Source organism: Streptomyces sp. NPDC004609, assembly GCF_042873655.1.
Classification (GTDB): domain Bacteria; phylum Actinomycetota; class Actinomycetes; order Streptomycetales; family Streptomycetaceae; genus Streptomyces.
The window spans coordinates 293,063-316,173 of record NZ_JBIALS010000007.1 but is presented as its reverse complement, the minus strand read 5'-3'; the positions used below and the strand labels follow the sequence as shown (position 1 = coordinate 316,173).

General features: G+C 71.9%; 18 protein-coding genes and 2 pseudogenes. 10 read left to right on the top strand and 10 right to left on the bottom strand.

Features of this window, described 5'->3' with window-relative positions:
* Positions 1 to 1,098 precede the first annotated feature (1,098 nt).
* The 3 genes from ACFYT4_RS10340 (at position 1,099) to ACFYT4_RS10330 (ending at position 3,829) form a co-directional block, all read left to right on the top strand.
* A complete protein-coding gene (locus tag ACFYT4_RS10340; protein ID WP_389267110.1) occupies positions 1,099 to 1,791 on the top strand; it encodes an HAD family hydrolase in 693 nt (230 codons plus the stop codon).
* Positions 1,792 to 2,382: 591 nt separating this feature from the next.
* Positions 2,383 to 3,207 carry a hypothetical protein gene (locus ACFYT4_RS10335; protein ID WP_389267109.1) on the top strand — a complete coding sequence of 275 codons (825 nt, stop codon included), beginning with the start codon at positions 2,383 to 2,385 and terminating at the stop codon, positions 3,205 to 3,207.
* A 115-nt stretch (positions 3,208 to 3,322) separates the two neighbouring features.
* Positions 3,323 to 3,829, top strand: coding sequence for a GNAT family N-acetyltransferase (locus ACFYT4_RS10330; protein ID WP_389267108.1), 507 nt, complete (start codon positions 3,323 to 3,325; stop codon positions 3,827 to 3,829).
* Between the two features lie 103 nt (positions 3,830 to 3,932).
* Here the strand turns inward: ACFYT4_RS10330 and ACFYT4_RS10325 are convergent, their stop codons facing one another.
* Together ACFYT4_RS10325 and ACFYT4_RS10320 are read right to left on the bottom strand one after the other, a co-directional pair.
* A complete protein-coding gene (locus tag ACFYT4_RS10325) occupies positions 3,933 to 5,561 on the bottom strand; it encodes an AMP-binding protein (RefSeq protein WP_389267107.1) in 1,629 nt (542 codons plus the stop codon).
* The gene (locus tag ACFYT4_RS10320; protein WP_389267106.1) at positions 5,558 to 7,237 is read right to left on the bottom strand and encodes an AMP-binding protein; all 1,680 of its coding nucleotides are present in this window, start codon (positions 7,235 to 7,237) and stop codon (positions 5,558 to 5,560) included. The genes ACFYT4_RS10325 and ACFYT4_RS10320 overlap by 4 nt, the downstream gene beginning before the upstream one ends.
* 112 nt (positions 7,238 to 7,349) lie before the next feature.
* Between ACFYT4_RS10320 and ACFYT4_RS10315 the strand changes: the two genes are divergently transcribed.
* The 4 genes from ACFYT4_RS10315 to lysA all read left to right on the top strand — a co-directional run bounded on the left by ACFYT4_RS10315 (position 7,350) and on the right by lysA (position 11,126).
* Complete coding sequence (locus tag ACFYT4_RS10315; protein ID WP_389267105.1) at positions 7,350 to 8,180, top strand: response regulator transcription factor; 831 nt, start codon at positions 7,350 to 7,352, stop codon at positions 8,178 to 8,180.
* Between the two features lie 203 nt (positions 8,181 to 8,383).
* On the top strand, positions 8,384 to 9,031 hold the full coding sequence (locus ACFYT4_RS10310; protein ID WP_389267104.1) for a LysE family translocator: 648 nt from the start codon (positions 8,384 to 8,386) through the stop codon (positions 9,029 to 9,031).
* A gap of 184 nt (positions 9,032 to 9,215) precedes the next feature.
* Positions 9,216 to 9,752 (top strand): SAV_915 family protein, encoded by a 537-nt coding sequence (locus tag ACFYT4_RS10305; protein WP_389267103.1) that lies wholly within the window; start codon positions 9,216 to 9,218, stop codon positions 9,750 to 9,752.
* 30 nt (positions 9,753 to 9,782) lie between these two features.
* Positions 9,783 to 11,126, top strand: coding sequence for a diaminopimelate decarboxylase (gene lysA, locus ACFYT4_RS10300; protein ID WP_389267102.1), 1,344 nt, complete (start codon positions 9,783 to 9,785; stop codon positions 11,124 to 11,126).
* Positions 11,127 to 11,247: 121 nt separating this feature from the next.
* Here lysA and ACFYT4_RS10295 read toward each other — a convergent pair whose 3' ends face one another.
* The 5 genes and pseudogenes from ACFYT4_RS10295 to ACFYT4_RS10275 all read right to left on the bottom strand — a co-directional run bounded on the left by ACFYT4_RS10295 (position 11,248) and on the right by ACFYT4_RS10275 (position 14,000).
* On the bottom strand, positions 11,248 to 11,373 hold the full coding sequence (locus ACFYT4_RS10295; RefSeq protein ID WP_389267101.1) for a hypothetical protein: 126 nt from the start codon (positions 11,371 to 11,373) through the stop codon (positions 11,248 to 11,250).
* Between the two features lie 29 nt (positions 11,374 to 11,402).
* A pseudogene (locus tag ACFYT4_RS10290) lies at positions 11,403 to 11,546 on the bottom strand (winged helix DNA-binding domain-containing protein); the annotation flags it as partial.
* Positions 11,547 to 11,672: 126 nt separating this feature from the next.
* The gene (locus ACFYT4_RS10285; RefSeq protein WP_389267100.1) at positions 11,673 to 11,942 is read right to left on the bottom strand and encodes a hypothetical protein; all 270 of its coding nucleotides are present in this window, start codon (positions 11,940 to 11,942) and stop codon (positions 11,673 to 11,675) included.
* Positions 11,894 to 13,015: a flavin-containing monooxygenase gene (locus ACFYT4_RS10280; RefSeq protein WP_389267118.1), complete on the bottom strand. Its 1,122-nt coding sequence runs from the start codon at positions 13,013 to 13,015 to the stop codon at positions 11,894 to 11,896. The genes ACFYT4_RS10285 and ACFYT4_RS10280 overlap by 49 nt, the downstream gene beginning before the upstream one ends.
* Positions 12,978 to 14,000 carry an alpha/beta hydrolase gene (locus ACFYT4_RS10275; protein WP_389267099.1) on the bottom strand — a complete coding sequence of 341 codons (1,023 nt, stop codon included), beginning with the start codon at positions 13,998 to 14,000 and terminating at the stop codon, positions 12,978 to 12,980. Before ACFYT4_RS10275 ends, ACFYT4_RS10280 begins: the two co-directional genes overlap by 38 nt.
* A gap of 815 nt (positions 14,001 to 14,815) precedes the next feature.
* Here ACFYT4_RS10275 and ACFYT4_RS10270 point away from each other — a divergent pair.
* Together ACFYT4_RS10270 and ACFYT4_RS10265 are read left to right on the top strand one after the other, a co-directional pair.
* Positions 14,816 to 16,273: an aldehyde dehydrogenase gene (locus tag ACFYT4_RS10270; protein WP_389267098.1), complete on the top strand. Its 1,458-nt coding sequence runs from the start codon at positions 14,816 to 14,818 to the stop codon at positions 16,271 to 16,273.
* 23 nt (positions 16,274 to 16,296) lie between these two features.
* Positions 16,297 to 17,373: a Zn-dependent alcohol dehydrogenase gene (locus tag ACFYT4_RS10265; RefSeq protein ID WP_389267097.1), complete on the top strand. Its 1,077-nt coding sequence runs from the start codon at positions 16,297 to 16,299 to the stop codon at positions 17,371 to 17,373.
* Between the two features lie 281 nt (positions 17,374 to 17,654).
* Here ACFYT4_RS10265 and ACFYT4_RS10260 read toward each other — a convergent pair whose 3' ends face one another.
* Positions 17,655 to 18,362, bottom strand: a complete 708-nt coding sequence (locus ACFYT4_RS10260; protein ID WP_389267096.1) for a TetR family transcriptional regulator — start codon at positions 18,360 to 18,362, stop codon at positions 17,655 to 17,657.
* Positions 18,363 to 18,524: 162 nt separating this feature from the next.
* Between ACFYT4_RS10260 and ACFYT4_RS10255 the strand changes: the two are divergent.
* Positions 18,525 to 19,145 (top strand): annotated as a pseudogene (locus tag ACFYT4_RS10255) (hydroxymethylglutaryl-CoA lyase); the annotation flags it as partial.
* A 154-nt stretch (positions 19,146 to 19,299) separates the two neighbouring features.
* Here the strand turns inward: ACFYT4_RS10255 and ACFYT4_RS10250 are convergent.
* Positions 19,300 to 20,823 (bottom strand): AMP-binding protein, encoded by a 1,524-nt coding sequence (locus tag ACFYT4_RS10250; protein WP_389267095.1) that lies wholly within the window; start codon positions 20,821 to 20,823, stop codon positions 19,300 to 19,302.
* A 1,133-nt stretch (positions 20,824 to 21,956) separates the two neighbouring features.
* Complete coding sequence (locus tag ACFYT4_RS10245) at positions 21,957 to 22,997, bottom strand: NlpC/P60 family protein (RefSeq protein ID WP_389267094.1); 1,041 nt, start codon at positions 22,995 to 22,997, stop codon at positions 21,957 to 21,959.
* Positions 22,998 to 23,111 lie beyond the last annotated feature (114 nt).

Sequence of the window (23,111 nt, the reverse complement as noted above, 5' to 3'; positions counted from 1 at the left end):
CTGCGCCGGCTCGCCCGGCAACTGGACCACGACGACCGGCCCGGGGCCGGGACGACCGACTGATCCGCCGCTCCCGTGGGGGGGGGGGGCCCGGGGGGGGGGGGCCCCGCCCGCCGGCCCCCCCCCCCCCCCCCGCCGCCGCCCGCCCCCCCCCCCCCCCCCCCCCCCCCCCCCCCCCCCCCCCCCCCCGCCCCCCCCCCGCCCCCCCCCCCCCCCCCCCCCCCCCCCCCCCGGCCGTACTCCACGGCACCGCCGCTTGTCCCCGCGAAGCCGCCGCCGCCCATCCGCTGCCCGGCTGCCGCTCCGGGCCCCCTCTCCATCGCCTCGCCGCCTCGCGGCGGACCCGCGGGGCCTCTGCGCGGCGGCCCCGGCGCTCCCCTCCTCCGCCCCCGCCGACGTCCGGCCCGCCTTCGTCCCGGCGTAGCGGCTCCCGCCCTCCGCGTCCGCCCGGTTCCGCGGATCAGGGCCTGAACAGGCCGGAATGGGGCCGCGGAGGGTACGCGGACCGGGCCCACCCGATGAGGCCGTCAGGAGACGTACGCCTCCGGCCGCGGCCACGGAACGGGACAGGGAACAGCACACCCGGCACTCCGGTCCATGCCCCGGCCCCAAGTCCACCCCACTGCCGCATTAATCGTCTCATGTGAACACACACGGGTGATTTCCCCCGGGCTTCCGCACCGGACACAACGGGACGATGAATCTTTCACTTTCCCCGAACTCCGGAGGACTGAATCCGTCATACACGATAAGCCCAAAGGGAATTGACGGACCGTCATCAGTTTCTCGCGATACAACCGCCTTTCCGGCCGACTCGCAGCTACTCATAATCGAGCCCACTGTCAACACTCGAAGCGGTGATTGCGCCCCTTTTGCCCGCGGAAATAACGTAACGGCTGTGCAGTGGTACGGAGCCGCCCGGTCGCATCAGGCGGCTCTGCCGCGGCGGCCCGCTGGGGAGCAGGCACCTGCCGCGTTGTCCGGACAGTAAACCGTTCGCGATCCCACCCGTGGCAGTCGGGTTGAGCCCGCCTTTCGGTCCACCACCCGGGGATGCCGCCCGCTCGGCGCATCGCCCTCTTCGAGAACGGCTCGAAAATGACAGCTCAGCCCTTTCTCTCCTGGTCCCCGTCAGCCATCGTGTTCGACTGCGACGGCACTCTGGTGGACTCCGAATGCCACTGGCAGGAGGCGCGGATGAAGGCCTTCCGCGAATTCGGCCTCAAGCCGGCCGCGGGCTTCGCCGAACGCGCGCAGGGCGTTCATTACATCCAATGCGGTCGCCTTATGGCCGACGAGACGGGAAAACCCGAACTCACCGGCGAACTGACCCATTCGCTCCTCCGGCACTTCATGGCCCTCGTCGAGGCGCACCCGATCACCATGCCGGGCGCCGTCGAGCTGGTCCGGCTCGTCGCCGGACACGTCCCCCTCGCGGTGGCCAGCAACTGCCCGCTGGACGTGGTGGAGTCCACCCTGGCCAGGGTCGGCCTCCGCGGCCACTTCGACCACGTCGTCGTACCCGGCAAGGCGATGCGGCCCAAGCCGGAACCCGATCTGTACGCCACCGCGGCCCGTCTCTGCGGTGTCGCGCCGCAGGAGGCCCTGGCGGTCGAGGACTCCCTCACCGGGATCGCGTCCGCGCACAGCGCCGGGCTCCGGGTCCTGGGCGTCGGCCCCCAGCTGAACGGACAGCACGCCGCGGACCTCCGGGTCGCCACTCTGGCCGACCCGGATCTGCTCGCCTGGGCACGCGCCCATGTCGCGGGCGGGACACCACCGCGCGGGTGACACCTCCTCACCCTCACTCCTCACCGCGCCCGTCCGCCCGCCCGTCCGGATGCCGCGCCGCCGCTCCGGGCGCCGGATCACGCAGACCGCCCCCGCATGGACCGCCCTCGGACCGACGGCCCCCCGTGCCGCGCGGTGCGGCCGGACCGCAGGGAGCCGGCGGCAGATCCTCCCCCTCCATCACGCAGCGCGCAGGGCGCACCGGGGGCCGGGATCACAAAGGCACGGGCCCGTCCCCGCGTGGCGGCGGCCCGCACCGGCCCTCTTGACGGCGCAGACCGGTGACGAGGGCTGGATCGGCCAGGAGTACCAGGCGGGCGACCGTCCGAGCGCGGACTCCTTCGGCTGGCTCCCGGCCCGGGCACGCGCGGCCCGCTGAACCCACCCCCGTACCGAAGCTCCGAGCCCATTCCGCCCCGAACCCTTGCATCATTCCGAAATGCTGAAGTTGAATTTTGCTCTACGGAAGCAGAGGGGAGAAGCCGGGCCGTAGGTCGTCAAGTAATGGACCAAGTGCCTCCCCAAGGGGTGGCTCTTGGTGGACGATGGGCGGCAGTAGAAGAGGAGCAGGGCCGGCGAGGGGGTGCGGCGATGGCCGAGACGGTTCCGGTGCGCTGCCCGTCGTGTCTGCGCGACCATCTGTACGCGTCACCGGTCTATCCCTGCGAGTGCGGAGAGCCCTTGGCCCCGCCGCTGCTGGCGACGGCTCCGCCCGAGCGCCTGCTGCGGCGGACCTGGAGCGAGGACTGGGTGATGGTGCGCTGCCGGCACTGCGCGCGCGAGGGCTACTGGCCGCAGCCGGAGCTGGGCTGCCCGTGCGGTGCGCTGCTGCGTATCCCCGTACGCCCGGTCGGCGCGCCGGTCCCGGCCAGGGCGGACGACCGGCCCGGCGCCGTGCCGAAGGGCCCGGCACCGCGGGGCTCCGTACCGGGCCCGGTGTCCCCGGGCGGCGTGCTCCCCCGCCCGCCGCACCCCCCGCTGCCGCACATGGGGGCGACACCCCGCCCCTCGTTCCGCCCCATCGCCATAAGGACCACCCGGGACGCCGTGACGGCGGCGGAGCTCTATCTGCGGTGGCTGGGGTTCCGCGAGGTGGTCCAGCAGGAGGTCCACCGGCCCGACGTACGGCCGCAGACCCGGGTGTCGTCGGCCGTCGATCTGCGCGGCCCCGGTCTGATCGCCCAGGTCGAGCCCTCGACCCGGCCCGCCGGTCTGCGCGATGTGGAGTGTCTGTGGCTCAACGGTCTGAGCGAGCCCGCGTCGACCGTCTACTTCGCGCTCGCGGGCTACACCGACGACGCCCGGATCCGGGCGGACGAACTGGGCGTCCCGCTGTTCGTCATGGATCTCACGGGCAGTCCGCAGCCGGTGAACGGCCCGGCGGACGACCTGGTGGCGAAGGGCCCCGCCACCTGACCGCGCCCGGGTGATCGCGCCCTCCCGGCGGCCGGGTCCCCGGGACGGCACCACCGGGCGCGGTACGTCCAGCGACAGGCCCCACGGCACCCCGGGGACGGGCGATACTTCCGGTATGCGTATACGACCGGCCGAGGCCGCCGAACTGCCTCTCCTCCAGGACATCGAAAGGGCGGCCGGTGAGCCGTTCCGCGCCCTCGGCATGGCGGAGATCGCCGACGACGAGCCCCCGGCGCTCGATCTGCTGGAGCGCTACCGCAGCGCGGGCCGCGCCTGGGTGTCCGCGGACGAGGAAGGCCTGCCGCTCGCGTATCTGATCCACGACACCGTCGACGGCGCGGCCCATGTCGAGCAGGTCTCGGTCCACCCGGCCGCCGCCCACCGGCGGCTGGGCAGCGGTCTGATCGGCCATCTCGCGTCCCGCGCCGCCTCGGACGGGCTCACCGCGCTCACCCTGACGACGTTCGCCGAGGTGCCGTGGAACGCGCCGTACTACGCCCGGCTCGGCTTCCGGACCCTCGGCGAGTCCGAACTCACCGAGGGACTGCGGGAGATCAGGCGCGCCGAGAAGGAACACGGCCTGGACCGCTGGCCCCGGGTCTGTATGCGCCGGGAGCTGTAGAGGTCGCCGGGACGGCCCGGCACCCGCCACCGTGCGGGCCCCGCCGCGGGGGCCGGCCCGGCTCCGGCCACCCCTGGCCGACTGGAGCGAGCGTTCCCTCCAGTCAGTACACGTTCTCCCCGGCGCCGTACCGCTCCCGCAGCTCCACCTTCCGCACCTTGCCGCTGACCGTCATCGGGAAGTCGTCGAGGATCTCCAGCCGGCGCGGGATCTTGTAGTGCGCGAGCTGTTCCCGGCAGTAGGCGGCGATGTCGTCGAGTGTCGGCGGGGCGGCCGGATCGCGGGGAATGACACAGGCGAGGATCTCCTCCCCGTACTTCTCGTCCGGCACCCCGACCACCTGGACGTCCGCGACCTGGGGGTGCCCGTACAGAAACTCCTCTATCTCCCTGGGGTAGACGTTCTCGCCACCCCTGATGATCATGTCCTTGATCCGGCCGACGATCTGCACATAGCCGTCGGGGCGCATCACCGCCAGATCACCGGTGTGCATCCAGCGGCCCGAGTCGATGGCCTCGGCGGTCTTCTCGGGCTCCGCCCAGTAGCCCAGCATCACGCCGTAGCCGCGGGTGCACAGCTCACCCGCCTCCCCGCGTGGCAGGGTCACCCCGGTGACCGGATCGGTGATCTTGATCTCGACATGCGGGTGGACCCGGCCGACCGTGCCGGTGCGGCGTCCCAGGTCGTCGTCGCGGCGGGTCTGGGTGGAGACCGGGGAGGTCTCCGTCATTCCGTAGCAGATCGACACCTCCGCCATGTTCATCTCGGCGACGACCCGCCTCATCACCTCCACCGGACACGGGGAGCCCGCCATGATGCCCGTACGCAGGGAGGTGAGGTCGTACGAGGCGAAGCCCGGCAGATTCAGTTCGGCGATGAACATCGTCGGTACGCCGTACAGCGAGGTGCACCGCTCCTCGGCGACCGCGCGCAGGGTGGCCTCCGGGTCGAAGGAGCGCGCCGGAATGACCATGCAGGCGCCGTGCGAGGTGGCCGCCAGATTGCCCATCACCATGCCGAAGCAGTGGTAGAAGGGCACGGGTATGCATATCCGGTCGTGCTCGCTGTAGCCGATCGTCTCCCCCACGAAATAGCCGTTGTTGAGGATGTTGTGGTGGGAGAGGGTCGCGCCCTTGGGGAAGCCGGTGGTGCCGGAGGTGTACTGGATGTTGACGGGGTCGTCACAGGACAACTGCGCCTCGCGGGCGGCCAGTTGCGCGGGTGTGACCGAGCGGGCCGCGTCCAGCAGAACGTCCCAGGAGCCGTCCTCGATGTAGTGGACGGAGGAGAGCGCGGGGCAGTCGGCGCGGACCTTCTCGACCATGGCGCGGTAGTCGCTGGACTTGTGCCGCTGCGAGGCGCACAGCACGGAGACCCCGGACTGGTTGAGGACGTACTCCAGCTCGTGCGCGCGATAGGCCGGGTTGATGTTCACCATGATCGCGCCGATGCGGGCGGTGGCGTACTGGACGAGGACCCACTCGGCGCAGTTGACCGCCCAGATGCCGACGCGGTCCCCCTTGGCGACGCCGATGCCCATGAAACCGCGGGCGAGTTCGTCGACGGCCTCGCCGAAGCGGGCGTACGTCCAGCGGGCGCCGGTGGGAACGTCGACGAGCGCCTCCCGGTCCGGGTACGCGGCGATCGCCCGGTCCAGGTTCCGTCCGATCGTGTCGCCGAGCAGGGCCGTCGTCCCGGTGCCGTGCGCGTACGAGAGCGCGGTGCCGCTCATCTCAGTTCCCCTTCGTCGTACTCGTTCGTGGTCGAGCCCTCCGCCGTGCGCTGGCGCAGCTCGATCCGGCGGATCTTGCCGGAGACCGTCTTGGGCAGCTCGGCGAACTCCAGCCGCCGGATGCGCTTGTACGGCGCGAGGACCGAGCGGGAGTGCGCGAACAGGAGCTTGGCCGTGTCGGGCCCCGGCTCCCAGCCCTCCGCGAGGACGATGTACGCCTTCGGGACGGCGAGCCGCAGGGGATCGGGCGCGGGCACCACGGCGGCCTCCGCGACACACTCGTGCTCCAGGAGCGCGCTCTCCAGCTCGAACGGGGAGATCTTGTAGTCGGACGCCTTGAACACATCGTCGGAGCGGCCGACATAGGTGATGTATCCGTCGGCGTCGCGCGCTCCGATGTCACCGGTGCGGTAGTAACCGCCCGCCATCACCTCGGCCGTGCGCTCGGGGTCGCCGTGGTAGCCGGTCATCAACCCGACGGGCCGGGCCGACAGATCCAGGGAGATCTCCCCCTCGGCCGCGCCGGGCTCCCCGGTCACGGGGTCGAGCAGCTCCACCCGGTAGCCGGGGCTGGGCCGCCCCATCGAGCCGGCCTTGAGGAGCTGGCCTGGGCTGTTGGCGACCTGGACGGCGGTCTCGGTCTGCCCGAAGCCGTCCCGGATGGTGACGCCCCACTCCCGGCGCACGGTCTCGATGACCTCCGGGTTCAGCGGCTCACCCGCGGCGACGACCTCACGCGGCGGGGTGCGCAGCTGGGTCAGGTCGGCCTGGATCAGCATCCGCCACACCGTGGGCGGGGCACAGAAGCTGGTCACCCCCGCGCGGTCCATCTCCACCATCAGCCGGGCCGCGTCGAAGCGGCTGTAGTTGTGGATGAAGACGGTCGCCTCGGCGTTCCAGGGGGCGAACAGATTGGACCAGGCGTGCTTGGCCCAGCCCGGCGAGGAGATGTTCAGATGCACATCGCCCGGTTGCAGACCGATCCAGTACATCGTCGCGAGATGGCCGACGGGGTACGAGACATGGGTGTGCTCGACAAGCTTGGGGCGGGCGGTGGTGCCGGACGTGAAGTAGAGCATCAGCGGGTCGTCGGATCGGGTGACACCGTCGGGCGTGAACCGGGCGTCGGCACCGTCGGCCTCCTCGTACGGAAGCCAGCCTTCCACTCGGTCGCCCACCGCGATCCGGGTGTAGTCGCCGGGCACCTCCGCGAACTTCGGCACGTCCTCGGAGCGCACGAGGACATGGGCCGCCCGGCCGCGCCGGACGCGGTCGCGCAGGTCGAGGGGGCCGAGGAGGGGGGTGGCCGGGATGACGACGGCACGCAGCTTCATCGCGGCGAGCGCGGTCTCCCACAGTTCGCGCTGGTTGCCGAGCATGACGACCATCCGGTCGCCGGCCCGCACCCCGCGGGCGCGCAGCCAGTTGGCGACGCGGTTGGAGCGGGCGGAGAGCCCGGCGTACGAGAGCCGGGTCTCGGTGCCGTCCTCGTCGACGATGTGGAGCGCGGTACGGTCGTTGCCGTCCGCGATCGCGTCGAACCAGTCCAGCGCCCAGTTGAAGCTCTCCGGGCGCGGCCAGGTGAAGCCGTCGTACGCCCTCTCGTAGTCCTCCCGGTGTCGCAGGAGGAAGTCCCGGGCCTCCCGGAACTCCTCGGTCGCGCCGCTTGCCGACATGTGCCCTCCTCATTGCCGCAGCACTCAGTAGCATCGTGTAATCAGTGACGTACGTCTCACCACCCCCGATCGGGGGGTGGAATCCATCAACAGATCCACAGGAAGCAGGGCGATGTCCGATCCGGCCGAGGCGGTGGAGATGCAAGCGGCGCTGCTGCGGCTGCGCCGTGCGACCGGGCTCCCGGTCGTCTTCGGAGGGCTGCTGCACGATACGCAGCGGCTGAGGATCGCGCAGGTCAGCGGGGCGCAGACCCGAGCCCTGCACGGGCTCGGGATCAACACGGGGCACGGTCTGGGCGGCAAGTCCATCGCGCTGTCCCGGCCGTGCGCGGTGGTCGATTACCACGAGGCCCGGCACATCAGCCACGAGTACGACGCACCGGTCTCGACCGAGGGCCTGCGCTCGGTGCTCGCGGTCCCGGTCGTCGTACGCCGCAAGGTGCGGGGGGTGCTGTACGGGGCGATCCGGCGGCCGGTCCCCCTGGGCGACCGCACCTTCGACGCGGCGGTCGCGTCGGCCCGCGATGTGGAGCAGGCGCTCGTCGTCCGGGATCAGGCCCAGGAGCTGCTCACCCTCGTCCGGGAGCCGGTCGCGGGGCCCGGCGCCTGGGAGGAGGTCCGCGAGGCCCACGGCGAGCTGCGTGCCCTGGCGCCGCGGATCACCGACCCGGCCCTCAGGGAGACCCTGCTCAGCGTCTGCGGCCGCCTCGCCGCGGCGGGCGCGGAGCCCCCGCCGGACGTCCGCCCCGTCACTCTCGCCCCGCGTGAGCTGGACGTCCTCTCCTGCGTCGCGGCCGGTTCGACCAACGCGGCGACGGCGGAACGCCTGGGTCTGCGCCCCGAGACCGTCAAGGGCTACCTCCGCAGCGCCATGCGCAAACTCGGCGCCCACACCCGTCTGGAGGCGGTGGTGGCCGCCCGCCGCGCCGGCCTCCTGCCCTGACCCGCCCCTGGCCGCCCCGCCTGCTCCTTGCGGCACGTGCCGCCACTCCCGTACCGGAGTCGGCCGAACCGGCCCGTCCGGCGCTTGAGGACCGGGCTCCGCGACCGGGCCCCGGGAACGGCCCCGCCACGGGGCCCGGGACCACGAGAATCGCGCCGACGCCCCCTGGAGCCGAACCCGCCCCCCGTGTTCTCATGACCCCCATGGTGTCCACCGACCGCCTCCTCGCGTTCGCCGCGATGTCCCTCCTCGTCATCGTCATCCCCGGCCCCAGCGTCCTCTTCGTCATCGGTCGCGCCCTCGCGCACGGGCGCCGTACCGCCATGGCCACCGCCCTCGGCAATGTGCTCGGCTCGTACGTCCTGGTCGTGGCCGTCGCGCTGGGTGTGGGCTCGCTCGTGGAGCAGTCCGTCACGGTGTTCGTGACGGTGAAGCTCGTGGGCGCGGCGTATCTCGTGTACCTCGGCGTCCAGGCGTTCCGGCACCGCAGGCGGATGCAGGTCGGCGCGATGGACACGCCTCCCGCGCAGCCCGCGCACGGGGATGTGCGCACGGTGGTGGACGGGATCCTGGTGGGGGTGACCAACCCCAAGGGGATCGTGTTCTTCGCGGCGGTGCTGCCGCAGTTCGTGGACCACTCGGCCGGGAACCTGCCCGCGCAGATGCTGCTGCTGGGGCTGGTGCCGATCGGGATCGGGCTGATCACCGACACGCTGTGGGGCCTGGGCGCGGCGGCGGCCCGCAACTGGTTCGCCCGCTCGGACCGACGGCTCTCGATGGTCGGCGGCGCGGGGGGATTCGCGATGATCGGACTCGGGGTGACCGTGGCGGCGACCGGCCGCGCGGACTGACCGGCCGGGCACGGGATCCGCAACGCGGCGTACGGGCACTGGTCCAGGACGCCGGAAGCCGCTAGGAGCGCGTCAAATACCGGCCCCGGAAGGTCAGCAGCGCGTCATGAACCGGCGTTCCGCCCGCCGCGGGGGCATAGCTTCGATTGCCGGACACCACGCCCGACCCCCGGCGGAGGACATCATGGACACACTCACCCGTGAGGACGCGGAGACCGCGGACCCCGACGAACGCCGCCCGGCAGGGCCGCTGTACGTGCCGGTTCGGCTCGGCTCTGCCGGAGGACACCAGCTGCGCTTCATGCGCACACCGCTCGGCGTACGCACCGCCGTCGGATTCACCAGCAGGGAGCGCCTGGCGGCCGTCCTCGGCGCGGACCAGCGGTGGATCAGGCTCGCGGCGCCCGCGCTGCGTACGCTCGCCGAACCCCTCGGGGTGACGATGCTGACGGTGGACCCTCAGCTCAGCGCCCCCACCCCCGTCCCTTCGCTCTCTTCCGCGCCGGCCCCGGACACCCTCGTGCACCCGGCGTCCGCGCGGCCCCCGCTTCCCGCCCGGGCTTCGGTGCGGCCTTCCGCGCATGAGCCGGACCAGCGGCCCGTCCGGCCGTGCGCGCGCCGCGACGGCTGGGACCGGGACGCCATGGGAGTGCTCCGGGTGACCGGGGCCGCCGCCTTCGTCTGGTCGGCGGTCACCGCGGTGCACGCCTTTCTCGACTGACGCTCACCCGCGATTCATGGAGGTGTACGGATGACGGCTGTACCCGCGGTCCCGGTCCCGGTGTCGATTCCCGAACTCGCCGCTCCCTCGGTGTGGCCCGCGTCCGCCGTGCTGGCGCCCGGGGGTGACGTCGCCGTGGGCGGAGTCCCGCTCACGGAGATCGCCGAGCGTTACGGCACCCCGGTCTACGTCCTCGACGAGGAGGAGGTCCGCTCCCGTGCCCGGGCGTGGCGGCGGGCCCTCCCGGACGCGGACATCGTGTACGCGGCCAAGGCGTTCGTCTGCCGGGCCGTCGTGGACTGGATGGAGGAGGAGGGCCTCGGCCTCGACGTCTGCTCGGCGGGCGAACTGGAGCTGGCCGCCGGCCGGGGCTTCCCGGCCGAGCGGATCGTGCTGCACGGCAACGCCAAGTCACCGCGGGATCTGCGGACGGCGCTGCGGTTCGGCGTCGGCAGGATCGTCATCGACTCGGACTGCGAGATCGCGAGGCTCGCGGCGCAGGTGCCGGGGCCGGAGGCCCAGCAGGTGATGGTCCGGGTGCTGCCCGGAATCGAGGCGGGCGGCCACGAGAAGATCCGTACCGGAGTGGAGGGACAGAAGTTCGGCCTCTCCATCGCGGGCGGGGACGCGGAGGACGCCGTGGCCCGGATCCTGGGGCAGCCGCGCCTGGAACTGACCGGGCTCCACAGTCATCTGGGCTCCCAGATCACGTCCCCGGAGCCGTACGCGCAGACGGTGCGGCGCGTCATCGCGTTCATGGCGAGGATCCGGGACCGCTATGGGATCGCCCTGCCGGAACTCGATCTGGGCGGCGGGTTCGCCGTGTCGTATCTGCCGGGCGATCCGGCCCCGGCGCCTGGCGCCTACGGCCGCCGGATCCAGGGTGAACTACAGCGCTGCTGCGCGGAGTTCGACTTCCCGATGCCGCGGCTCACGGTGGAGCCTGGCCGCTCGATCACGGGCCCGGCCGGGATCGCGCTCTACCGGGTGCTGGCGGTCAAGCGGACGGGCGGACGGGTCTTCGTGGCCGTCGACGGCGGCATGAGCGACAACCCGAGGCCCGCGCTGTACGGGGCGCGCTACACCGTGCGGATGGTGGGGCGTTCGTCGTCCGCACCGATGCGCTCGACGACGGTGGTGGGCCGGCACTGCGAGGCGGGTGATGTGCTCACCGAGGCGGCGGAACTGCCGGAGGACGTACGGCCGGGTGATGTGCTGGCGGTGCCCGCATCGGGGGCGTACCAGATGTCGATGGCGTCCGGGTACAACATGACGGGAAGGCCGCCGGTGGTGGCGGTGGCGTCGGGGCGGCCACGGCTGCTGATGCGCCGTGAGACGTTCGACGACCACCGCGCCCGGGACGTGGGCCTGTAGGCCGTGCTAAGGCCCCAGGGTGTGCCGGCGTCCGGGTCCCGGGCCGCGCCGGTTTCCGTACCTGGCTCCGCGCCCGGGTCCGGGGCCTGTGCCCGGGCCCTGTCGGGGTCCGGGTCCGCCGCTACTCCAGGACCGTGCCGAACCGGATGTCGTACGCGGTGGCCGTGGACAGGGTGGTGAGCGTCAGCTCCGCCTCCGCGGCCACCGCGTCGCGCTCCGCCCCGGTGAGCCGCCCGAAGGGCTGCACGGTCAGGGTCGCCGACTCCGCCGGCGCGTCCGGCTCTGGAGGCCGATCAGATGCTCGACGGCCCGCTTCACGGACATCCCGGACCTCGGCTCGCGGCGCAGCAGCAGCTGACGCGCCAGGGTGGCACGGTTGAGGGCGCGGTCGCTCAGCACGGGGTTCGTCGTCGAAGCCATGCCCGTACGCTACTGAGGCTTGCGGACAGCTATGGTCCTCAAGCGGGGGCTCAGGGCGTTGACACCCACCGTGGGCGGGCAGCGCGGGCCATCGGCTCCCCGGGCGGAGTCGATGGCCCGCGCCGGTCAGGCGCCGTTGACGGAGAAGCCCTCGTAGCCGTTGGCCGCGATCCGGTCGCACGTCTGCCGGTAGTGGCCGACCCCTCCGACGTACGGCATGAACACCCGGGGCTTCCCGGGCACGTTGGCGCCCAGGTACCAGGAGTCGGCACGCATGAAGACGGTGCCCGCGCTCACCGTGTTGACATGGTCGACCCAGTCGTTCTCGGCTTCCTCGGTCGCCTCGATCACCGTGGCGTCGCGGTCGCGCAGGGAGCGGTGCAGTCGCCGATCCACTCCACGTGCTGCTCGATGGAGGCGACCATATTGCTCAGCACGGAGGGGCTGCCGGGGCCGGCCATCAGGAACATGTTAGGGAACCCGGCCGTGCCGAGGCCCAGATAGGTGCGGGGCCCGGCCGCCCACTTCTCGCCCAGGGGGAGTCCGCCCCGGCCACGGATGTCCATGGCCAGCAGGGCGCCGGTCATCGCGTCGAAGCCGGTGGCGAAGACGACCGCGTCGACGGGGTACTCGGCGTCGGTGGTCGCCACCCCCTTGGCGGTGAGCCGGGTGATCGGCGTGGCACTGACGTCCACCAGTTCGACGTTGTCACGGTTGAAGGCGGCGTAGTAGCCGGTGTCGAAGCAGGTGCGGCGGGCGCCGAAGGGGAACGCGCGCGGCAGGAGCTTCTCGGCGGTGGCCGGGTCCTTCACGATCTCGCGGATCTTGGAGTGGATGAACTCCACCACCGTGGCGTTGGCGTCCATGTCCGTGACGATGTCGGTATAGGCACCGCTCAGCCGGGAGATGGCACCGTCGTCCCAGCGTTCCTGGTACCGCGCCGTGCGGTCCTCGGGGCCGTCTTCGAGCGCGGACCGGGTGGGCGGTTCGGTGACGGGGATCCCGAGCGGGGAGGTACGGGACGCGTGGCGCAGCGCCGCGTAGTCGGCCTTGACGGCGCGCCGCTCCTCGTCGGTGAGCGGCCGGTTGTACGCGGGCAGGGTGAAGCCGGGCGTCCGCTGGAGGACCGTCACATGGGCGGCCTGCTCCGCGATGGCGGGGATCGACTGGACTCCGGACGAGCCGGTGCCGATGATCGCCACGCGCTTGCCGGTGAAGTCGACGCCCTCGTGGGGCCAGCGGCTGGTGCGGTAGCAGTCGCCCTCGAAGTCCTCCAGGCCCGCGGACTCCAGGTCCTTGCCCACCGACAGGCTGCCGGTGGCCATGACGCAGTAGCGGCCGGTCAGTTCCGTACCGTTCTCGGTGCGGACGCGCCACACCTCGGCGTCCTCCTGGAAGTGGGCGGACACCACACGGGTGCCGAACCGGATATCACGGAGCAGGTCGAACCGCTCCGCGACGTGTTCCAGATAGCGCAGGATCTCCGGCTGGGAGGCGTAGCGCTCGCTCCACTCCCATCGGCAGCTCGGCCAGCCGCTTGGCGACGGCCTCGGCGAGGTGGTCGACCGCGGCGGTGCAGCCGGGCAGCAGTCCGGGCAGGGTGAAGAAGCCGTGCATCTGCCCGTCGAAGCGGCGCAGCCGCGTGGGGACTCCGGCCTCCTTCAGCCGGGCCGCGTACGCCTCGCCCTCGTCGCGCAGGACGTCGTGCTCGGCGGTGAGCACCTCGGTGGGCGGCAGTCCGGAGAGGTCGGCGGCGCGCAGGGGTGCGGCGTCGGGACGGACCCGGTCGGCCTCCGCAGGGGCGTAGTGGTCCCAGAACCACGCCATCGTGTCCTTGCTGAGCACGAGTTGGTTGGCCGGATCCCGATAGGAGGCGGTGTCCATGTCACTGTTGGTGACGGGATACACCAGGACCTGGAGGGCGATGTCGGGTCCGCCCTCGTCCCTGGCCCGCAGGGCGGTCACGGCGGCCAGATTGCCGCCGGCGCTGTCTCCGGCCACGATCAGCGGTACCCGTCGGCCGGCGATGTCCGCGAGGTGTTCGTCGACCCAGCGCAGGGCCGTCCAGGCGTCCTCGACGGCCGTGGGGAAGCGGTGCTCGGGGGCGAGCCGGTAGTCCACGAGGGCGACCGCGCAGCCGGTGCGGTGCGCGAGGATACGGCCCAGGGTGTCGAATCCGGGCAGGTCACCGATGACCCAGCCGCCTCCGTGGTAATACACGAGCACGCCGGAGGGCGCCTCGTCGGGCACCAGCAGCCGGATGTCGAAACGGTCGTCCCCGTCGCCGAGTGTGCGGTCCTCGACGCGGGCCATGTCCGGCCGGGGCTGGTACAGCGCGCGCAGGGCCGCGTTCTGGGCCCGGGCCTCCTGGGGGGTGCTCTGGTGGATCGGCTTTCTGCCGGGCTGGGCCGCGAGCTGGGCCAGGAGTGCTGACGTCGCCGTGTCGAGGGCCATGGTCGACCTCCTTGTCACGAGCCCCGCGTCGGCAGCAGAATGCCACCGAGCGGCAGCCCGAACTGTCGCATACATATTCGCCTTGCGCGGTCACCAGAAGGGGTTTTTCAGTAGTTTCCTCACTGATGTTCGCCGTGCTTCGAGCGGTGTATCGTTTCCATGCAGCGGACCGGTTCTTTACTTTTCAGTCGACGACACCCGCTGTCAAGCCTCTGCGTCCCGCGCATCGGCGCCCCGAGCCCCCGAGCGCGACGCACCGCCGCGACTATTGCTAACCGTACGGACGGTCGATACGGTGACGGCATCAAAAACCGGCTAGTGGTTGCTGTCCTCGTGAAGTCGAAGGGGGTTCAGTCCATGGGCGAACTCACGACGCGGGAAAGAGCCGTCCCCGTCGGGAGCGGGTCCTTCACCGGCCCGCGGTCCGCCGCGGCCCCGGTGGCGCCCGCGGTCCGCAGAAGTGCCGGAAGCCCGGTCCGGGCCCGGCGGAACGCGGAGGGTCCCGGCCGGGGACGGAGACGGAGAGGGGCACCCCGATATCAGGTGGCGGGTCTTCGGAGCCAGCACCGCGCCTGACCGGCCGGACCCGGGCCGGGCGCATCCGCCCCACCCGAGGCCGCCCCATCGAGACGGCCTCACGCAGGGCCGCCTCACCGGGTTCCGCCTCGGCGAGGGCGGGTCCGTCCGGCATGACACCCCCGGCGCCGGCGCCTCCCTTCCCGTCACCCCTCGGGCCGCTGGAGCGGCCCGGCTCCAGCTTCTCCCTCGTGCAGCCCTGGCCCCTGTCCCGATGCAACACCCTCAGGAGTTACGACATGTCCCAGATCGTGGTACGCGACAAGCTGTTCATCGGCGGCGCATGGGTCGAGCCCGCCGGTGGTGACGTGATCGAGGTGGTCTCACCCGTCACGGAGCAGGTGGTCGCCCGGGTGCCGCACGCGACGGAGGCGGATGTGGACAAGGCGGTGGCCGCCGCCCGGGACGCCTTCGACCACGGCCCCTGGCCGCGGATGTCCCTCGCCGAGCGCAGCGGGATCGTCACCCGGATCAAGGACGGGCTCCTCGCGCGCCGGCAGGAAATGGCGGAGCTGATCACCCTCCAGAACGGCTCCCCGATCACCTACTCGCTGACCTCCCAGACGATGGGTCCGGTCGCGGTCATCGCCGCGAGCCTGGCCGCGGCGGCGGACCTGGTGTGGGAGGAGGAGCGCACGGGGCTCGGCGGACCGCTGCTGGTGCGCAAGGAGCCGGTGGGTGTGGTCGCGGCGGTGACGCCGTGGAACGTACCCCAGTTCACCATCGCCGCGAAGCTCGCCCCGGCGTTCCTGGCCGGCTGCACGGTGGTCCTCAAGTCCTCCCCCGAGACCCCCCTCGACGCGTTCCTGCTGGCGGAGATCTGCCAGGAGGCCGGACTGCCGGAGGGCGTACTCAGCGTGCTGCCCGCCGACCGCGAAACGAGCGCCTATCTGGTCGCGCATCCGCAGGTGGACAAGGTCGCCTTCACCGGCTCCGTCGCGGCGGGCAAGAAGGTGATGGCAGCGGCCGCGGAGAACCTCACCCGGGTCACCCTGGAGCTGGGCGGCAAGTCCGCCGGCATCATCCTCCAGGACACGGACATCGACGCCGCGCTGCCCCAGCTCATGGGCGGCGCGTTCCCCAACAGCGGTCAGGCGTGTGTGGCGCTGACCCGCATCCTCGTTCCGGCCTCCCGCTACGACGAGATCGCGGCCAGGTTCACTGCGGCCGTCGCGGGCCTGACCGTCGGTGACCCGGCGGACCCGGAGACGGTCGTCGGCCCGCTGGTCACCCGGGCCCAGCAGCAGCGGGTCCTGGACTACATCCGCGTCGGCCAGGAGGAGGGCGCCAAGGTCCTCACCGGCGGCGGGGTGCCGAAGGGCCGGGAGACCGGCTGGTTCGTGGAACCGACGCTCTTCGGCGAGGTCACCAACGACATGCGGATCGCCCGCGAGGAGATCTTCGGCCCGGTGGTGTGCCTGATCCGGTACGAGGACGAGGCCGAGGCGATCCGGATCGCCAACGACTCCGACTACGGCCTCGCCGGAACCGTCTTCACCGCCGACGACGCGCACGGCATCGAGATCGCCCGGCAGATCCGTACCGGCACCTACTCCGTCAACTGCCAGCGCTTCGACACCGCAGGCCCCTTCGGCGGCTACAAGAACTCCGGCCTCGGCCGCGAATTCGGCGCCGAAGGCATGAACGCCTACCTGGAGAACAAGACCATCACCCTCCCCGCTCCGGCCAAGGCCTGACCCGTATCCACCAGGAGACCTCCATGCGCGCGGCAGTACTGCACCACACCGGGGACAAGACCCTCGACGTCACCGATGTCACCACCGCCTCCTTCGGGCCCGGCCGGGTCCGGGTGAAGATGCACCGGGCCGGACTGTGCCACTCGGACCTCTCGGCGATGAGCGGGGTGCTCGCCCACCCCACGCCCTTCGTCCCCGGGCACGAGGGCGCGGGCGAGGTGCTGGAGGTCGGGGAGGGCGTCACCCACGTCAAGCCCGGCGACCGGATCCTCGTGTGCTGGATGCCCCCCTGTGACGTCTGTCCCTCCTGCAAGTCGGGCGAGGGCCATCTGTGCCTGAGCGGATACGCCAACCTCGCCAAGCCCAACTTCGAGCACGACGGGACGCTGCTCCCCGGCATCGTCGGCACCGGCACCTTCGCCGACGAGGCCGTCATCGACGCCAAGGGCGCGCTGCCGATCCCGGACGACGTGTCCTACGACCTCGCCGCGCTGATCGGCTGCGGGATCACCACCGGTATCGGCGCGGCCCTCAACACCGCGAAGGTACGGCCCGGTTCCTCCGTCGCCGTCATCGGCCTCGGCGGGGTCGGGATGAGCATCGTCCAGGGTGCCAGGGTGGCGGGCGCGGCCCAGATCGTCGCCGTCGACCCCACGGCCAACCGCCGTGATCTGTCCCTGAAGTTCGGGGCCACCGAGGCGGTCGGCCCGGACGGGCTGGACGAGGTCAAGGAGCGCCTCACCGGCGGCTTCGGCTTCGACTACACCTTCGAGGCCGTGGGCAAGCCGGCCACCCTGCGCACCGCCTACGACGCCGCCCGCACCGGTGGCACGGTCTGCCTGGTCGGCGTCGGCGCCCGCACCGACATGCCGGACATCAACATGTTCGAGCTGTGCCGGAACGAGAAGAAGATCCTCCCCTCGTTCTACGGAGGTGACGACGTCCGGCGCACCATCACGAAGATCATCGATCTGTGGCGCGCGGGCCGGCTCGACCTCGACTCGATGATCACCCACCACGTACCGCTCTCGGACATCAACGAGGCCATCCGCCAGATGCACACGGGCGAGGCGCTGCGCACGGTCATCGACATCACCTGACACCGGGTGTCGGGTGCCCGGCACACCGGGCGCCCGACACCTGAACACCTGAACACTGGACAGCCGGCCATCCGCGCTCACCCGTGGCGGTGACGGCGGCCCGTAGACCCGGCGGGTCCCGTCACGGCCGTCACGGGTGCGTACGGAGAAGAACCCCCCGGGCGTGTGTTCCCCGCGGCGACCCCGAGGCCGGCGGCGGGGGCCGGGCAGCGCCCGCGCGGCGGCCCGCACCCGGCTCCCCGTACGACGGGTCCCGGTGGGCCGGTCCGCACCGGCAGGGGCTACTTGGCGGCGGCCCGCGCCATGGACTTCGGGGGCAGCCGGTCGGGGGTGCGCACCACCGTGCCGATGGCCGTCGCGATGGCGGCGTCGACGTCGGCCAGCGACTCCCGCCGGTCCCGGCAGAGCCCGAGGAGCACATCACCGGCGAAGAACGTGGCGATCTCCTCGATGGACTTGCTGCCCTCGGGCCGGTACCAGGTCCAGGCGTAGTCGCACATGCCGAAGATGTGCAGTGCCGACAGCGTGGGATCGCTCGACTGGAACACGCCCTGCTCCACCCCGCGCCGGATGATCCCCACCACCATGTCGCGGTACTCGATCCGCCTTCTGCGCATCTCGACGCTGAGACCGCCGCCTTCGGCGTAGCGCACGAACTCCCGCAGGAAGGTGATCGTCGCCGCCCGGTCGTCGCGGTGCGCCGCCAGCAGGGCGTAGATGACGGCGGCCAGCTGGGCGACCGGGTCGTCCAGCTCGCGGTGGATGAACTCCGCCTCGGCGAAACGGCGTTCGTAGTAGGCGGAGTGCACTTCGTGGAGCATGCGCTCCTTGTTGCCGAAGTGGTGGACAATCGTGCCCTTGCTCAGACCCAGCACCGCGGCGATCTCGCTCAGGCTCGTATCGCTGTATCCCTGCCGGGCGACATGTTCGGCAAATACGCGGAGAATGTCGTCGCGGGAACTCGCACGGGGGGTTCTCACACTAGCCATGGACGGGACTTTACACTGACCGTTCGTCCGGTAGGTGACGTGAGCGCGCTCCGTAGCGACACCCTCACCGTCCGATGAAACGGGGCCGCCGCTTCTCCGGGAACGCGTCGACGGCCTACGGATCGGCCCGGCGGCCGCGGCGCAGAGCTATCTGTCGATCCCGTGTTCGTCTCGGCCACGGAGACGTTCTCCCGCAAGAACCTCAACCGCACCGTCGCCGAGTCGCTGACCATGACCGAGGAGGTGATCACCAAGGCGCGGAGGGCGGGCGGCGGGCGGATCTCCGTACGCGGCTACGTGTCGATGTGCTTCGGCGATCCCCGGGAGGGCGAGACCGCGATCGAGGACGTCGTACGGGTGGGCTCGCGGCTGCTGGAGATGGGCTGTGACGAGCTGAGCCCCGGCGACACGATCGGGGTGGGCACACCGGGCCACGTCGAGCAGCTGATCGCCGCGTTCGGCGAGGCCGGTCATCCGCCGTCGCGGCTCGCGGTGCACTTCCACGACACCTACGGCCAGGCCCTGGCCAACACCCTCACCGCGCTGCGGGCCGGGGTGTCGACCGTGGACTCCTCCGCGGGAGGGCTGGGCGGCTGTCCGTACGCGAAGAGCGCCACGGGCAACCTCGCGACCGAGGATCTCGTGTGGCCGCTGCACGGCCTCGGTGTGGAGACCGGGGTCGACCTGGACGCGCTGGTCCGCACCAGCCTCTGGATGGCGGACCACCTGGGGCGTCCGAGCCCCTCCCGGGTCGTACGGGCCCTGGCCGCCGATCCGGTGTGAGAGCCGGGAGCCGCTGTGAGGGCCCGGATCCGGTGTGAGGGCCGGTCCGGCGCCCCCTCACAGCAGAAGGACGTCCCGCCGTCGTCGTGATGACCACGGCGGGACGTCCTTGTCCGCCCGGTACGCGGGTACGGGTGCCGGCACCGGCACCGGCTCAGTGGACCTGGCGGTCGTGGCCCTCCCAGAAGGGCTCGCGCAGCTTGAACTTCTGCAGCTTGCCGGTGGCCGTACGGACCAGTTCCCGGCGGAACTCGACCCGCTTGGGGCACTTGTAGCCCGCCAGCCGCGCACGGCAGTGGGCGATCAGCTCCTCCGGGGACACCTCGCCGTCGATGACCACCAGAGCGGTGACCAGTTCCCCCCACTTCTCGTCGGGAATCCCGATCACGGCGGCCTCGCGCACGGCGGGGTGCGACATCAGCGCGTCCTCGACCTCGATGGAGGAGACGTTCTCACCGCCGGTGATGATGACGTCCTTCTTGCGGTCGGCGATCGTCAGATAGCCGTCCTGGATGGTCCCGCCGTCGCCGGTGTGGAACCAGTTGCCTGCCAGCGCCTCGGCGGTGGCCTCGGGATTGTCCCAGTAGCCGTCGAGGTTGTGGTTGGAGCGCGCGAGCACCTCGCCGTCGTCGTCGGTCATCAGCCGTACGCCGAGGGCGGGAGCGCCCGCCCGCCCGAGGAGGCGGGCCTGCTCGGTGGGGTCCAGCTCCGCCCACTCCGCGCGCATCCGGCTCATCGTCAGCAGGGGCGCGGTCTCGGTCAGACCGTAGATCTGGATGAACTCCCAGCCCAGGTCGCGCCGGACGCGCTCGATCGTGCGCGTGGGCGGCGGGGCTCCGGCGACGATCACCCGGACCCGGTCCCGGCCGGGGACCTCGCCCTCCCAGCTCTCGGCCGCGTCCAGGATGGTGGCGACCACGGCGGGGGCGGCGCAGAGATACGTGACGCCGTGCTCCTCGATCCGCCGCAGGATCTCGGTCCCGTCGATCTGCCGGATCATGATGTGCCGTCCGCCCATGCCGGTGACGGCGAAGGGGTGGCCCCAGCCGTTGACGTGGAAGAGCGGCAGGGTGTGCAGATAGACGTCACGGTCGTCGACCGACGCCTGCCAGCCGAACACGCTCGCGTTGACCCACAGATTGCGGTGCGTCATCTGGACGCCCTTGGGCCGGGCCGTCGTCCCGGAGGTGTAGTTGATGGTCGCGGTCGCCGTCTCGTCCGCCTCCCAGGGCCGGGGGTCCGACGCGTCGGCCCAGATCCGGTCGTCGTCCTCGCCCAGGACGAACGTGTGCTTGCAGTCGACCTCGTCGAGCAGGGAGCGCAGGGCCGGGTCGACCATCAGGACCTCGGCGCCCGAGTGGTTCACGATGTAGCCGATCTCGGCCGATGTGAGGCGGAAGTTGACGGGTACGAGGACCCGGCCCCAGCCGCAGACACCGAAGAACGAGGCCAGCAGCCGGGCCGAGTTCTGCGAGACGACGGCGACCCGGGCGGCGGCCGGTACGCCGAGGCGGTCGAGCGCGGCGGCCTGCCGGCGCGCCCTCAGGCCGAGTTCGGCGTAGGTGAGAGTGCCCCACGACGCGGCGGGCTGGTCGGGCTCGTCGACGACGGCGACGCGGTCCGGATAGACGGTCGTCGCCCGGTCGAGGAAGTCACGGATGGTGAGAGGGAAGAACAACGCTGCCTCCGTGGGCGGCTCTGTTCGGTGCGGGGAGCACCACGTCGGGGGACTGGGATCTGCGGTGTGGGCGTCGGGTGACGGCGGTTTCCCGCCCGCGCGGTCCGGGTGGAGCCGGTCACGGGTACGGGGACCGGGCCGTATCGCCCGGTACGGCCGGGGCGAAGGACCCTACCGGGCGCCACTCCTCGTCGCCCGGCAACCGCCCTGCGACACGTCGGCCGGTGCGGGGACCGCGCCGTCGCCGGGGAGGGCGGACCGTGTGCGGTGCCTCCTTCGCGGGATCCCGTTCGTGGCCACGGTCGTCACCGTGTGCGGCGACGACCATAACGACCGTACGTGCGGTCAGTTTGCCTTGTCCATGACTTCGGCGGCCATGGGAACGAGGAGGTCCGGAGGAATCGTCCGGGGCGCGGGAGAGGGCACGCCGACGGGTCGCCCGCGGTCTCCACCCCGGGGGGCGTGCACCGGCGGGGCGGCTGCGGCCGGAGTCGTGTCGGCCGGGCTCCGGCCGGGCTCCCGTCGCGGGCCGGGGCACGCCTCCGAGGGCGACGGGCGGGCGGTCATGGACGCCGTCGCGGGTCGGCCGTACGCCCGGCCGTACGCGCACGGACCCGGCCGGGCCCCCCGTGCCGTCCGGCTCGGTACGTACACCGTCGGCAGGCGCCAAAGCAGAAGTCGGGCTCGGGAGCTCACCGGGCGCAGGGATGCGGTCCGGGGCTGTCGGCCGCCCGTACGGCCTCGCTCCCCCGGACAGGTCCGGAGGCGGTGTGTCCCGGCGAGGCACTCGCCGGCCGCGGCAGCCCGGGCCCGCCGGGAGCGGCATCTCCACGACCACGGTGCGGGCGCGGGTGCCCGCACCCCGCCGCCGGGGGTTCGGTGAGGCGCTCCAGCTCACGCACTGGAGCGGGCGCGGACATTCGGCACCCGGCACCGGCCCCGGGCTGATCGGGACCGTGGTCCCGGCGCCCTGTGCCGCAGGGCCGCGCATCGCCCTGGAAACAGGGGTTCACAGGAGCGCGCGGAAAGAAGGGGCTCACGGAAGCCGGGGGTGTCCGGTGCCCGGCGAGGGCGTTTCCCGGACCCCCTGCGACTTCCCCGGACGACGGCGCCCCGGCGCCCGGACCGTGCGGTCAGCTGATGCGCACGCCCCACATGAAGGGCATGCCACTGCGGGCGATCGACTCGTACCGCACCTGGGCGCCGGGCTTGGGGGCGTGCAGGATCTGCCCGTTGCCCGCGTAGAAGCCGACATGGCTCAGGTCGCTGCGCATGATGATGAGGTCACCGGGCTTGAGCGCGCTCATGGAGTTGATCCGGGTGCCGACGTTGGCCTGCGCCTGGGAGGTGCGGGGGATGGAGACGCCGGCCTGGCGGAAGGCCCAGGAGGTCAGCCCGGAACAGTCGAAGGAGTTCGGCCCGGTGGCGCCCCACACATAGGGCATACCGACCCTGCTCTTGGCGGCGTTGAAGGCGGCCGCGGCACGCTGGGAGGCGCTGGCCTCGTTGCCGAGGTCGGCCCGGGCGCTGGACCGGTTGGCGCGGTCCTCCTCGGCGACGATGGAGGCGCGCTCCTTGGCCGTCATCGTGTTCAGCAGCCTGCGGGCCTCGGCGAGCTTGCCCTGGATCTCCTTCTTCTTCTTGCCCAGCTCCGTGCGGGTGTCCTCAAGGTCCTTCAGCTTCCGCGCCGCCTGGGTGCGCTGCTGCTGGAGCTGGCGCTGCTGCGCCTGGAACTGGTCCAGTTCCTCGGCCTGGCGCGAGCTCAGCCGGTCGAGGTCCGACGCCTTCTCCAGATAGGCGTCCGGCTGCGTCGACAGCAGCAGCTGGATCGACGGGTCCAGACCACCCGCCCGGTACTGCCCCGCGGCTATCGACCCGAGGCGGTTGCGCATCTCGTTGAGCTCGCCCTGCTTGCGGGCGGCGGCGTCCTGGAGGTCACCGACCTGCTTCTCCAGCCCGTCGGCCTTCTCCTTCGCCCCGTTGTACTTCTCGGTGGCCTGGGTGGCCTCCTCGTACAGCCGGTCGACCTGCGCCTTGACGCCCTTCTTGTTCGGGTCGGGCAGCGGGTCGGCCGAGGCCGACTGGGTCGACATGGCCACGGCGGCCGCCGCTGTCACGGTGAGCACGCTCGCGTAGCGCGTATTCGGCTGCTTGGCACGACGGTGGGACGCCACTGAGGCGAGCTCCTTTTCCTCAGCCGCCTGTCGGGTCAAGGGTGCTGACCTCACCCGGCCCCGCTCGGACACCGGCGGGAGCGGCGACACCTCCGCCGCCACCCCGGGCGAGCG

Excerpts from the sequence above, each read along its gene's own strand:
- ACFYT4_RS10340 (WP_389267110.1), top strand. The coding sequence starts at position 1,099 with ATGACAGCTCAGCCCTTTCTCTCCTGGTCCCCGTCAGCCATCGTGTTC.
- ACFYT4_RS10335 (WP_389267109.1), top strand. The coding sequence starts at position 2,383 with ATGGCCGAGACGGTTCCGGTGCGCTGCCCGTCGTGTCTGCGCGACCAT.
- ACFYT4_RS10330 (WP_389267108.1), top strand. The coding sequence starts at position 3,323 with ATGCGTATACGACCGGCCGAGGCCGCCGAACTGCCTCTCCTCCAGGAC.
- ACFYT4_RS10325 (WP_389267107.1), bottom strand. The coding sequence starts at position 5,561 with ATGAGCGGCACCGCGCTCTCGTACGCGCACGGCACCGGGACGACGGCC.
- ACFYT4_RS10320 (WP_389267106.1), bottom strand. The coding sequence starts at position 7,237 with ATGTCGGCAAGCGGCGCGACCGAGGAGTTCCGGGAGGCCCGGGACTTC.
- ACFYT4_RS10315 (WP_389267105.1), top strand. The coding sequence starts at position 7,350 with ATGTCCGATCCGGCCGAGGCGGTGGAGATGCAAGCGGCGCTGCTGCGG.
- ACFYT4_RS10310 (WP_389267104.1), top strand. The coding sequence starts at position 8,384 with ATGGTGTCCACCGACCGCCTCCTCGCGTTCGCCGCGATGTCCCTCCTC.
- ACFYT4_RS10305 (WP_389267103.1), top strand. The coding sequence starts at position 9,216 with ATGGACACACTCACCCGTGAGGACGCGGAGACCGCGGACCCCGACGAA.
- lysA (WP_389267102.1), top strand. The coding sequence starts at position 9,783 with ATGACGGCTGTACCCGCGGTCCCGGTCCCGGTGTCGATTCCCGAACTC.
- ACFYT4_RS10275 (WP_389267099.1), bottom strand. The coding sequence starts at position 14,000 with ATGGCCCTCGACACGGCGACGTCAGCACTCCTGGCCCAGCTCGCGGCC.
- ACFYT4_RS10270 (WP_389267098.1), top strand. The coding sequence starts at position 14,816 with ATGTCCCAGATCGTGGTACGCGACAAGCTGTTCATCGGCGGCGCATGG.
- ACFYT4_RS10265 (WP_389267097.1), top strand. The coding sequence starts at position 16,297 with ATGCGCGCGGCAGTACTGCACCACACCGGGGACAAGACCCTCGACGTC.
- ACFYT4_RS10260 (WP_389267096.1), bottom strand. The coding sequence starts at position 18,362 with ATGGCTAGTGTGAGAACCCCCCGTGCGAGTTCCCGCGACGACATTCTC.